At 36.6% G+C, this 12265-nt stretch carries 11 protein-coding genes; 6 read left to right on the top strand and 5 right to left on the bottom strand.

What is annotated here, in order from left to right; all coding sequences use genetic code 11:
- Positions 1–112: 112 nt before the first annotated feature.
- From JUJ52_RS05380 to JUJ52_RS05400, 5 genes are all read right to left on the bottom strand, one after another.
- Positions 113–3181 (bottom strand): hybrid sensor histidine kinase/response regulator, encoded by a 3069-nt coding sequence (locus tag JUJ52_RS05380; RefSeq protein ID WP_205389250.1) that lies wholly within the window; start codon positions 3179–3181, stop codon positions 113–115.
- A 181-nt stretch (positions 3182–3362) separates the two neighbouring features.
- Positions 3363–3941 carry a response regulator transcription factor gene (locus tag JUJ52_RS05385; protein WP_228088846.1) on the bottom strand — a complete coding sequence of 193 codons (579 nt, stop codon included), beginning with the start codon at positions 3939–3941 and terminating at the stop codon, positions 3363–3365.
- Positions 3942–4625: 684 nt separating this feature from the next.
- Positions 4626–4952, bottom strand: coding sequence for an antibiotic biosynthesis monooxygenase family protein (locus JUJ52_RS05390; RefSeq protein WP_121604102.1), 327 nt, complete (start codon positions 4950–4952; stop codon positions 4626–4628).
- A gap of 826 nt (positions 4953–5778) precedes the next feature.
- A complete protein-coding gene (locus JUJ52_RS05395) occupies positions 5779–6126 on the bottom strand; it encodes a hypothetical protein (RefSeq protein ID WP_121604101.1) in 348 nt (115 codons plus the stop codon).
- A gap of 136 nt (positions 6127–6262) precedes the next feature.
- On the bottom strand, positions 6263–6835 hold the full coding sequence (locus JUJ52_RS05400) for a flavodoxin family protein (RefSeq protein WP_226983574.1): 573 nt from the start codon (positions 6833–6835) through the stop codon (positions 6263–6265).
- A 113-nt stretch (positions 6836–6948) separates the two neighbouring features.
- Between JUJ52_RS05400 and JUJ52_RS05405 the strand changes: the two genes are divergently transcribed.
- The 6 genes from JUJ52_RS05405 to JUJ52_RS05430 all read left to right on the top strand — a co-directional run bounded on the left by JUJ52_RS05405 (position 6949) and on the right by JUJ52_RS05430 (position 12172).
- On the top strand, positions 6949–7806 hold the full coding sequence (locus JUJ52_RS05405) for a LysR family transcriptional regulator (RefSeq protein WP_026681989.1): 858 nt from the start codon (positions 6949–6951) through the stop codon (positions 7804–7806).
- A 379-nt stretch (positions 7807–8185) separates the two neighbouring features.
- Positions 8186–8485: a phospholipase gene (locus JUJ52_RS05410; RefSeq protein WP_308036004.1), complete on the top strand. Its 300-nt coding sequence runs from the start codon at positions 8186–8188 to the stop codon at positions 8483–8485.
- 326 nt (positions 8486–8811) lie between these two features.
- On the top strand, positions 8812–9009 hold the full coding sequence (locus JUJ52_RS05415) for a hypothetical protein (RefSeq protein ID WP_121603995.1): 198 nt from the start codon (positions 8812–8814) through the stop codon (positions 9007–9009).
- Positions 9010–9550: 541 nt separating this feature from the next.
- A complete protein-coding gene (locus tag JUJ52_RS05420) occupies positions 9551–10717 on the top strand; it encodes a TraB/GumN family protein (protein WP_121604100.1) in 1167 nt (388 codons plus the stop codon).
- Positions 10718–10750: 33 nt separating this feature from the next.
- On the top strand, positions 10751–11461 hold the full coding sequence (locus JUJ52_RS05425; RefSeq protein ID WP_308036005.1) for a GntR family transcriptional regulator: 711 nt from the start codon (positions 10751–10753) through the stop codon (positions 11459–11461).
- A gap of 312 nt (positions 11462–11773) precedes the next feature.
- Positions 11774–12172: a nuclear transport factor 2 family protein gene (locus JUJ52_RS05430; RefSeq protein ID WP_026681891.1), complete on the top strand. Its 399-nt coding sequence runs from the start codon at positions 11774–11776 to the stop codon at positions 12170–12172.
- The last annotated feature ends 93 nt before the right edge of the window (positions 12173–12265 follow it).

Consider the following 12265-nt stretch of genomic DNA (forward strand, 5'->3'; position numbering starts at 1 on the left):
TCATATATACAAGATAACCTAATACCATTATACAGTCGTATTCTACAAATTAATAAAGTGATCGAAATGGTCTGATTATCGATCCAATTGACTAATAGGAGACAAATCTCATTTACGGCTGAGTTTTCGGTACGCAGAAGCTTACGGTGGTTCCTTTATCTGGAATGCTTGTAATGTCTAATCCTTGTCCATACGCTTTGATTAATCGATGATTCGTATTAGCTAATCCAACCCCACTAGTGCTAAGGTGGTTATTAAGAATCTTGTCAGCCTTCCATTTTTCCATACCTATACCATCATCTGCAATAGTTACTTTAAAAAAAGCATCATGATTTATAAGTTGTATGCGAACATTACCACCCTGAGTCCGTTTTAGTATGCCATGATGGATCGCATTCTCAACGAGTGTTTGAATAGCCATTGGTGGTATCATCAGGCTATTGTTCTCCTCAAGATCCCAATCTACATTTATTCTGTCGCCAAATCGTTCCTTCTCTATATATAAATAGGAGCGAATCAAATCAAGCTCATCTGCTAACGGAATAGTTGTCTCTGTGTTTTTTCCATCAAAGCTTCTTTGTAAGTAATTTCCGAATTCATTAAGCAGGTGGATCATTCTTTTCGTATCAATTTCACTTAATGATGCAATCGTATTTAACGTATTAAATAAGAAGTGCGGCTGTATTTGCGCTTGTAACCATGCAGCTTCTATCTGAAGATGTTTTTTAATAGATGTTCTTAGGTTCGTTAAAGCTCGAACACGTGACTTTAGCTCTAAGGATTCTGCCGGCTTTATTACATAATCGTTTGCACCTGAAAGAAAGGCAGTGTGTATATCTTCTGATTCGTTACGTGCAGTAAGTAGTAGAATGGGTAATTCTGAAATAGAATATTGTTTACGGATATGTCTGGTCAATTCGTATCCAGACATATTTGGCATCATAACATCGGAAATGATTAAATCCCACTCCCGTTGGTGAAGCAACGTTAATGCCTCCTTTCCAGAATTTGCTGTCGAAATATAAAACTCTGAACTAAGCATTTTCGTTAAGATTTGTAAATTAATCGGGTCGTCATCGACGAGAATAATTCTTTGTTTATTATCCCCTTCCTCCTCTAAGGGAGAGAATTTAGGTGTTTCTGACTTTAAGTCTCCCAATGGTTTTAACGTATCTGAAGGGGAATGAATGGTTGTAGCAACTTCTGATTCTCCTTTTTTATGATCAGTATTTTTAGCTATTGGTAATGTGAAAGAAAATATAGAACCTTTACCAGGCGTAGACTCGACATGGATTGATCCGCCGTGTAGCTCAATTAGCTGTTTGCATATGCTTAACCCAAGTCCAATTCCTCCAATACCTGAATTCGTATCTGTGTTTTCCTGTTCATACGGTAGAAAGATTTTTTGTAACGTACGATTATCCATTCCCCGTCCTGTATCTGTTATATGAATAACTGCCATGTGATTCTTTCTACTCGCAGTGACGGTAATTGTCCCTTCATCTGAATATTTAACCGCATTGTGAAGCAGATTAAATAATATTTGGATCAAACGATTTTCATCAGCAAATACGTAAGGGAACGATTCTGGTATAACAACCTTAAAAGTTATTGGTTTCCGTTGGGTCATAAATTGGAGCATATCTACCACACCATTTGTAATAGTTTGTACATGAACGCGCTGTTTTTGTAATTGTACGTTTGGTTCCTTCAAACGTGTTATATCAAGGATGTCATTCAATGTGTAGGACATGCGACGACCTATCATAACTAATAGTTGTAAGTGTTCCTTGTCTTTTATGGAAAAAGAGCCTGAAGTTAGTATCGTTTCCGCGATGTTGATGATACCATGAAGTGGATTCCGTAATTCATGAGCTGCATTTGCTAAAAACTCATCTTTTATCTTATCCACCCTTTTTAATTCTATGGCTTGACGTTCATTTTGCTTCGCAATATGCAAATGGAGTCGAAATAGATAACAAGCAAATAAAATCACTGCAATGATGATATCAAACGGATAATAGGTTAACTCCAGCCATTTTCCCTTTATTGCTCCCCACACCGTACTATTAACCATACTTATTACTGATAATAATAAGTAGATGGCATCTCTTTTCCCGTTACGTATCGACTTCCAAATTAAAACGATTGTATATATATAAGGAATATAGCTTAGTTTTAATGTGATTCGTCCAATATAAAAAGTATATGGAAAAGGGGATACTAAAAGCACAATTGACAAAACACAGAATAATATTAAAATCCAACGTGAGAGTAGTACTTGTTTTGAGTTGAAAAGTACTTGCTTAATAAATAGAAGAGCAAAAAGATTTATATAAATATAAGGTATATAATTAAGCTTTATCGACCATTCATAATTTATTGGCAACCAATGAAGTAATAGCTTACTATCATCTAATAAGGTTGCAAACATGGAAGAAATAAGAACTAGAGAAAAATAAACTAACTCTGTTTTTCTATTTCCAATTATATAAAGAATAAATGCATATACACAGTGTAAAAGTAAAATAATGAAGGTCATAACTTCCAGGTTTTTTAAGGAATTCGTTTCATGATTAATCGCTTGTGCCGTTCCAAATTTGATAGGTTTTATGATTCCACCAGAATGATAGTCATAGTTTGCTACATGTATGATAATTTCCATAGTATTTGCTTCTGTTTGAAAGAAAGTGGAAAAGGGGAGTGATTCAGGTTTGTATTGGTTTGGATATTTTGCTGGCTTCCCCGAGCCTCCAATGAGTTTACCACTGATGTAAATGTCGAAAGCTGATGCAATTCGTTGTATTTGCACACCATAGAGTTTTTCTTTACTTTTAGGGAGTAAAACCTGTAGACGATATGTGCCGTAACCATATGGGGATCGCTTGTCTACACTATTTTGCGACTTTTCAGGAACAGTAATAAAATGGTTAACCGCTTTAGCACGTTTGTCAAAAGAGCTAGGGGTTAGAAATTGATTTGGATAAAATTCCCATTCTCCATCAAGGGTAATCAAATGATAATTCGTAAACTTCCAATTTTGAAAATCTATTACCCCATCCTTGGCATGTGGATGGTCTGGTGTTTTATGATAAGTAATCCAGATAATTCGAATACTGTTTAGCGTTAGGAGTAATAGACTAATGATTAGAAAAATCTTTCTATTGGTTAACGGGTTCATGTTTTTCATCCTCTAAAAATCAATGAATACATAATTTGTAATCAATGATTATGGTGGTAGATTTCATTTATTATACCGTCAATTGTTAAATTGATAATATTGAACATTGTTTCAAAAATTTGAATATAGTTACATCTACGATATAGAAACGCTTGTCATTGTAGAGAGCAATATATTACAATCAATAACTCTTATTCATGACATTTTTTGAAAATTTAATGACTTTATTTCGTTTGTTAATCCCAATTTTTTTATATGCATGACTTACATAATCCCTTATAGTCTTTTCACTTAAATGTAGCGTAATGGCAATTTCTTTATTGTTATACTCTTTGTATAAAAGATAGAGAATATCTAGCTCACGTAACGTAACAACTATTCCTCGCTGCAGTAACCTAAATTTCATTCTCTGTTTATCTTGTAATTGAATTATTTGAATATGATTCAGGATGAGCTTAGGTATCTCCCCGGATAAAATATAATGACTATGGTAGACATTTCGTATACTATTAATAAAATTTCTACTATTAATATTGTTTAGTATAAAACCATTGACCCCTTCTTCTAGTCCTCTAAGTACTAAGTCTTGATGACAATCTTGCATCATATAGATAATCTTAATATGATTAACTATACGTTTTAAAGCAATCGTTGTTTGGATAACATTGATATTCTTCACTTTAGTATTGAATATAATAACATCTGGTTTTCGTTCTTTTGCTGTTTTAAATAGTTGATTCTTATTAAGCGTTGTTCCCAATAATTTCATATCCGCTTCTTTTTCTATAATTAGTCTTAGACCGTTACTAAAAAATTTCATCATAATCAACATACAATATCCTAATCATTTGCAACATCTCCAAAAAGTGAAATATCAAGATAGATAATTAATTATTTCTATAAACTAAACATAAGGTATGTTTCTAAACATATTCTCTACATCTATTTTTTTACGAACAGTTTAGAATCAATGGTGGCAAAGTACGGAGGCATTGATATGAAGTTTAGGCTAGTAACTAAGAAATTACTTTAAATAAGGGGTGTTTGATGATATTGGGAATCAGCTAAGCTACAATATATCAACAGAAATAATAGGGAAAGATGATACCGAATATAAGACTTTAAAATATGAAATTAATTATAGTTCGTTTTTTTATTAAAATAATTAATATAGCACCTGAAATATGTGAGACTCCTTGAAAAAGAAGAACGCTTTTTCTGCGTGCGATGTATTGCTGCCGAAGCCTTCCTTATCTAACGGGAACAGCACGGCCTGAGCTAACTTGGTAACGTGTTTTTCTTTACCAAGTTAGCTCAGGCCGTGCCCGCGGAAAGCGAGTATATTTTCATGGTGCGGCGATGATACTCCTATCGATAACATGATTATTCGTATTTTGAGTAATGAAGTTGTGTTTTGACCCAGCCACTTATAAAACTCGAGACCTTACATGTCAAAAACGCTTTCGCTTTCTACTTTGCAGATGCGTACAGCATATGTACGATACCATTCATCCCTGCCTTTCCTTTGAGCAGCTTGGTGAACAGCATGTTGCTTCCAATGATGAATTGCCTCTAGCGAATTCCAATAGGATATCGTAATACCAAGTCCTTTCTCGCGAACGCTCTCAACCCCTAGAAAACCTTCTTGCTTAGCGGCTAATTCTACCATTTTTTCAGCCATTTTATTATAACCGTTATCATTCTCCGTACGTTTTGATGTGAAAATAGCTGCGTAATATGGTGGTTTAGGTGTTTTGGCTATATCAGACATGGACATACCTCCCAGATAGTTAATTACCTTATTATATGTTTATACACGGTTGAATAATAGCATAATAACAAATTTATCCCGCATATAACTGGCAGTAAGAACGCACTTTCAGAAATAAAGTGAAACCATAAGGATAAGTATGGTTTAAACTGCCAGTAAATGTCCGATTGGTTCACCTACCAATCCGTGGGGATAACCCACCCACGGATTGAAGTTTTACTTTATCCCGCATATAACTGGCAGTAAGAACGCACTTTCAGAAATAAAGTGAAACCATAAGGATAAGTATGGTTTAAACTGCCAGTAAATGTCCGATTGGTTCACCTACCAATCCGTGGGGATAACCCACCCACGGATTGAAGTTTTACTTTATCCCGCATATAACTGGCAGTAAGAACGCACTTTCAGAAATAAAGTGAAATCATAAGGATAAGTATGGTTTAAACTGCCAGTAAATGTCCGATTGGTTCACCTACCAATCCGTGGGGATAAACCACCCACGGATTGAATTTTCATTTACTGTTTGTTCTATTTAAAAAAAGTTCATGCTTAACGGAGACGCACGCCTGTACAGACAAAAAATAACAAGAAAGTAAGTTAGTCTATGGGAAATGATGGTGGGGAATCATTAGTGTTCCGGTAAATACTTCCTTTTGGCGACAACTGATTAGCAGTATAACAACGTGATATCTTACCAAGGCTTTTTCACCTAGGAGTCTACGTGTTGTTCCTCTACTAACATGAGACTGGTAAAGCACAAGCCGAATGATTCAAATAATAATAGTTCGGCTTGTGCTTTACCTAAAATACGTTTGTCGTAGCATCTCTACCACCACCAATATGGGCGGTATGGACCAAACCTCCTTATTCCATAGAATGGAAAACCAAATAGACCGAATGGCCCGAAGAAGGGAAACAATCGCTGGTCATTAGCGTCATTTCGATTTGTATCTTGATCAGGAGTAGGAATTAATAAATATAATTGATTGTCATCGAAACTGTGTAAAATACCTATATAGGTACTTCCGTCATTTACTTCAATCTGAATATATTGATATAACTGTTGTTTACAAAAATCCTTCATATCTACCTGTTGTTTTACGTTCCAGTTGTTCTCATGCATTGGCTGATAGTCAGCGTGGCTACTTTCCATATGATAATGCGAATGGTTCATCCCATCGACCTCCTTATGTTCACCCATATGTTATTCATCTGTGACGAAAAATGTGCAATTGTTTACAAATGGATGTTTGTCATATTTGTTCTTTAGCAATAGAGGTGGCCAAGCAGAGAACCTGCTGTTTGTGGAATCAATTGATAACAGTAGTGGGTTTCAATTGTGTTTTAATTTCACTGTTCCACAGCTTCATTTTTTCAAGAGCGTAACCATCTGATAGAATATCATTTGGCTTATTTCCTTTACCAATGACATAGTCGACAAATTCCATATCCATATATTGAAAAATATAATTGAATTGCTGAATAAGAGGTAATGCCGCCGTTTTGGGGTCTGGTTTTTCACCTGTGACAATAACATAGGCTTTTTTTCCACGGAATGCTTCCCAAAAATCAATTCGCTTATCCTTCATGTATTGACTCCAGCGATCGAAGAATATTTTCATTTGACCAGACATTCCAAACCAATATACTGGCGTAACAAAGAAGTACGTATCATACTTCAAGAATTCAAAAAAGAGCGCTTCATAATCATCATCTACTGTTTCAAATCCATCTTTATCATGTCGTTGGTCGATGATCGGATTTAGCTGTTTATCTAGTAAGAACACACGCTTATGTTCGATGCCGTCTAAAGCTTTATCTGTAAGGTAAGCTGTATTGCCGTCTTTCCTTGAACTACCTAAAAGTGTCATGATTTTCATCATTTTTCCTCTCCTTTGTAATGATGCTATAAATAGCATATACTAATTACATAATTCAGTAAAATAGATATATTTGAACATTTAGTTCAATAAAATTGATATAAAGGAAGAGAAGTATGGAACTACGTCAGCTTATTACGTTTAAAACGATTGTCGATGTTGGTGGATTTAAGAAAGCTGCAGAGACATTAGGATATGCGCAATCATCGATTACAGCACATATAAAGGATTTGGAAAAGGAATTGGGACATCCACTATTTGATCGTATGGGAAAAAAGGTCGTTCTCACACAGGCTGGAAAAAACTTTCTACCTTACGCAACAGAGATTATTCAACTTTACTCCAAATCCAAGGCTGCGATTCATGCTAGTAGTGAGCCAGCTGGTCCATTAACAATTGGTGCAAGTGAGTCTCTCATGATTTATTGGCTTCCAACGTTGATTATGACATTTCGAAAAAAATTTCCTAAAGTTGAATTAACGCTAAAATCACTTCAATATGACAACTTGGAAGGACAGCTGAAACGAGGAGATATAGATGTCGCTGTTTTAGTGGAGGAGAATAATTGGTCTCATGATGAATTAATTATTCATAAAATAGCGGAGGATAAGCTATCTTTAGTACAGCCCACAGATCATTGCTCTTCATCAACTGCTGAAACAATGCTCGTAACGGAATATGCTTGTAGTTGGCGGCCAATAATTGATCAGCATATAAAAGCGATCGGCAACAGCTCGGTTACCAAAGTGGAGCTACCAAGTATTGAAGCAATTAAACAATGTGTACTATGCGGCCTTGGTAATACAATGCTCCCTTATTTCACTATAAAAGATAAACTACAGGAAGGTAAACTCGTAGAAATGCCATCCTGTAGCCCATCGAATACAATTGGGATATATACAGCTATCCATAAGAATAAATGGCTATCGCCTAATCTACAAGCATTTTTGGAGTTGATTAGGGAGCAATTTTAGATATTGTAGTAGTTTTATCCCGTACATAACTGGCAGTAAGCTCCCCACTTCAAACAATAAAGTGAAACAAATTGGTAAGTAGCTGGCACTGACTGCCGGTAAATGTCCGATTGGTTCAAAGATCTTTTAGGTCATGCCCTTATTTCCACTGCTTGAAGTTTTACTTTATATAGTGGACTTTTGAACAATATACGGATCGTTAACGTCTACGTAAGTGTCCATTGTAATCATGACAACGATGACAAGCAGAATCGAACACGAAGTTAATTTTTTGGAAGTGTAAATCCAAGTAGATATAAAACAAGAGGACAAATGCATAGACAAATTTATAAACATTGGAATATAGTATTGTAGCGATATTGAGAGGGAGGTGTAAGCATTGAGGCAACCTAGACCAATGAAGCACCACCCAAGATTTTGTTTTCCGCGAGGGTATAGGTGGTGTGGTCCTGGCTGTAGCGGTCCTGGAGAGCCGATAAATGACGTTGATGCAGCCTGCAAAGCCCATGATGAATGCTATCAAAAATACGGAGATCCATGCAGATGTGATCGAGAATTTATGAAGCGTCTCCAATCTAAAATAGACCCAACGACAGAGAAAGGGAGACATGCTCGCACGTTATACAAATATATGCGACTACAAACGGCATTCACTTGTGGTTTTAAAAATCGCAGATAAGTACATGTTAAGCCATGAGATTCTAACTCATGGTTATTTTAATAAGTTAAGAAAGTATAAAATCAGTGCAATGACTGCGTTAAGCCAAGTAGTTATTTTGAAATGTTAGATGTATATTGGCAATGCTCCGACTAATTACTTCGCTTTCCGCGGGCACGGCCTCAACTAACTTTGCAAAGAAGAACACGTTGCAAAGTGGATTTTCAGCTCGCGCTAATCCCGCAGGAGTCTACGTAATTAGTCTCCGCTTTGAGAAGGTGCAACAATTCTTGTCATAAGTAATAGGTTGACTTTTTTTACAATGGGTAAAGTGAAAATCGCTATCCGTGAGTATAAAAGCAGCTGTGTTACTTCATGCTAGCGTTGTAGAGCCTGATAATAGCGAAGGCTTGCCACTTCAACTCCTGTGGGAAATGTTTGACCTGAAGATCCACTTTTTTGAGCGGGTTTTGCTAAAAAAGTTAGCTGAAGGACAAACCCCACGGAAAGGGAAGTGGGCAGCCGGAGTGGTGGTCAAGCAGTAGCTATTATTCCATAATAGCTACTAGAGGAAGCGTAAATCTGAGCATTTAGTGATAAGGACTGAGCGAATTTTGCTCAGTTTTTTTTATCCCACATATATCTGTCAGTAATTGTTCGATTGGTTCAAAGGCCTTTAATCATCTCCTTGTGGTACTAACAATCAGTGGGGAATAACAATACCCCCACTGATTGAAGTTTCACTTTATTGGATATGTATGTAATGATAAATAATATTAATTACATTAGATAGGTTAGTAAATAATGAGAATCAGACGTTTACAAAATCAGGTGGGTCTGGTTATAGAAGGCGCTAAAGTAGTGATTGCAGATAATGAGAAGAGTAACACATATGAGTGCAGTTACTAGGTTAGGTGTGTACAGAAAGCGCTGATCTCATATGTTCTAAATGTGAACATCAGCGATCTCTAAAGCAGAACCCTTTTTTCAGAGAAGTTTTATTTTATAATATAAAATTATTTGTATTTAAAGTATAATTACAGTACAAAGCTTTACTTAATTGTCTAGTAAAAAGGAAGGTAATTCATGACGGAAGAGAATATAACGCGGATACATATAGGAAATAAAGAATATATCTTAATTGGAACTGCCCATGTTTCTAAGCATAGTGCTGAACAGGTAAAGAATGTGATTGAAGCAGAAAAACCAGATGCTGTCTGTGTAGAATTAGATGAGCAGCGCTTCCAATCGGTTCAAGATGGTAATAGCTGGCGGGAAATGGATATATTTAAGGTAATTAAAGAAAAGAAGGCAACCTTATTATTAATGAATCTTGCGATATCTTCTTTTCAAAAACGAATGGCGAAACAGTTTGGTATTAATCCAGGTCAAGAAATGATTCAAGGCATTAAGTCTGCAGAGGAGAATGATGCAAAACTTGTGTTAGCAGATCGAAATATCCAGATTACCTTTTCGCGAATATGGCATAATATTGGATTAAAGGGAAAAGCAATATTATTAACGCAAGTGATAGCTAGTATCTTCAGTAGGGAGAGTATTTCCGAAGAAGAGTTAGAAAAAATGAAGACACAAGATACTATAAATACCATTTTGCAGGAGTTTACCGATACATTTCCTAAGTTAAAAGAGCCGTTAATCGATGAAAGGGATCAATATTTAGCGCAAAAAATTAAAGATGCCCCGGGTAATAAGGTCGTTGCTGTACTCGGCGCAGCTCATGTCCCAGGAATTAAAGAAGAGATTAAGCGGGAGCACAATTTGCAAAAACTAGCAGAAATTCCACCAAAGTCGAAGATTCCCAAGATTATTGGTTGGTCTATCCCTGTGCTTATTCTCGCTATCATTGCTTATACGTTTTTTGCGAATCCAGCAGCTGGGTGGGAACAAACGCTGAGCTGGGTGATTTGGAATGGAAGCTTGTCCGCAATTGGAGCTTTAATAGCATTTGGTCACCCGTTAACAATTCTTACTGCATTTTTGGTCGCTCCTCTTACTTCATTAAATCCATTGTTAGCAGCTGGTTGGTTTGCCGGCTTTGTTCAGGCCTATATTCGCAGGCCACATGTGCGGGATTTTGAAACACTTTCGGAGGATGTATTCACCGTTAAGGGCTTTTGGAGGAATAAAGTGACAAGAGTATTATTGATTGTGGTTCTTGCTAATTTAGGAAGCTCACTCGGGACTTTTATCGGTGGTGTAGATGTCATCCGTGTGTTTCTAGAGAACCTATAACAGCGTAATGCTGAAAAGGAGTTTGGGATCACAGTGGATAAGGAAGCACGTATTATCGATGATTTGATGGAGAAAATGATTAAAAAAGCAATGGAGCCAGGAGAAAAGCTCCCCTCAGAAAACCAGCTAGCAACTGCCTATCGTGTACCACGAATTACTGCCAGAAAAGCTCTTATGGTACTAGAAGAACGTGGTTATATATACTCTGTGCATGGGAAAGGACGTTTTTTAAAGGAGGCACCTATTCCCATTCAGCTACATTTAACGGGGAAGGTAAGCTTTACAGATAAAATGAGGCAAGCTGGCTACAATCTAACAACAAAGAATGCGTTTTGTAAGAAAATCGATTATGAAGAGAAAATATTCAAGATACTAAAGGCAACCAACCGAGATACCGTTTATCAAATAGGTAGACTTCGCTTGATTGATGATGAACCAATTGCCATTCACCAATCCTTTGTAAACGAGTTGAAGTTCCCGCAAATTGCTGAAGATGGCCCTAAGATTAAGTCGATGTTTTCTTATTATCGAGAATTAGGCTATACACAATTTACGAGTAATCAAACATTGCTTAGTATTACGTTCCCTACTTTTTCTGAGCAGCAATTATTATCTTGTAGCAGTATGGTACCACTTATTATCGTGGAAAGTGACTGCTTGGATGTAGAGACAGGGGATGTCCTCGAGTATACGAAAATACTCTACCGGAGTGATAAATTTAAATACGATATTACGATGCAATAGGAACTAGTAACACTCCTTATTTATAGGATAGCCAATAAAAAACTAGATTCGTTTTACTTTACCTCTTTAGATAAACCAATATCTAAAGAGGTATTTTTATCCCATCTATTACTGGCAGTAAGACCCCCACTTTCAATTACTAATGAAATGGGAGATCGCCTGCCAGTAAATGTCTGATTGGTTCAAAGCAAAGACCTCTAGGTCATACCCTTGTGGTACTAACAATCAGAGGGTAATAAACAAAACCCCTACTGATTGAAGGTTCGGGATTTTTAAAATATGTCGTCTTACACATACGATAGGATGGTGAAAATGGATGAAAAACAGGAAAGTAAAGGTACGCTTTCGATGAAAGAGAAAGCAGTTTCGTTTTTACGACTCGTAGCATCAGGGAAAGTCAGGAAAGCGTATAGTAGTCACGTCGGTCCAGGCTTTTGCCATCACCCCCCTTATTTTCGTGGTGATGCTCATTCACTTATGTTAGCAATGGAGGAAAATGCAGCAGAGAATCCTGACAAGCTATTTGAGGCCAAACGTATTATTGGAGATAGCGAATTCGTTGCGGTTCATTCACTTGTCAAACAAAACAAGGATGACCTTGGAGGTGTTGTTGTTCATATTTTCCGTTTCCAGGATGACAAGATTGTTGAATTGTGGGATGTGGGTCAACCCATTCCAGAGGATTCCCCTAATGAGAATGGGGTGTTTTAAACTCCTGAAAATGTGTATACCAAACGCTCTTTTCATCAATTCGGTCTCCTATAATTCGGTAATCTTAAATAGAATTTAGCAAAGATATCTTTA

The sequence above is a fragment of the Virgibacillus sp. AGTR genome, assembly GCF_016919725.2.
GTDB classification, from domain to species: domain Bacteria; phylum Bacillota; class Bacilli; order Bacillales; family Amphibacillaceae; genus Virgibacillus; species Virgibacillus salarius.

Excerpts from the sequence above, each read along its gene's own strand:
- JUJ52_RS05390 (WP_121604102.1), bottom strand. The coding sequence starts at position 4,952 with ATGTCTGATATAGCCAAAACACCTAAACCACCATATTACGCAGCTATT.
- JUJ52_RS05395 (WP_121604101.1), bottom strand. The coding sequence starts at position 6,126 with ATGAACCATTCGCATTATCATATGGAAAGTAGCCACGCTGACTATCAG.
- JUJ52_RS05405 (WP_026681989.1), top strand. The coding sequence starts at position 6,949 with ATGGAACTACGTCAGCTTATTACGTTTAAAACGATTGTCGATGTTGGT.
- JUJ52_RS05430 (WP_026681891.1), top strand. The coding sequence starts at position 11,774 with ATGGATGAAAAACAGGAAAGTAAAGGTACGCTTTCGATGAAAGAGAAA.
- JUJ52_RS05380 (WP_205389250.1), bottom strand. The coding sequence starts at position 3,181 with ATGAACCCGTTAACCAATAGAAAGATTTTTCTAATCATTAGTCTATTA.
- JUJ52_RS05420 (WP_121604100.1), top strand. The coding sequence starts at position 9,551 with ATGACGGAAGAGAATATAACGCGGATACATATAGGAAATAAAGAATAT.
- JUJ52_RS05400 (WP_226983574.1), bottom strand. The coding sequence starts at position 6,835 with ATGATGAAAATCATGACACTTTTAGGTAGTTCAAGGAAAGACGGCAAT.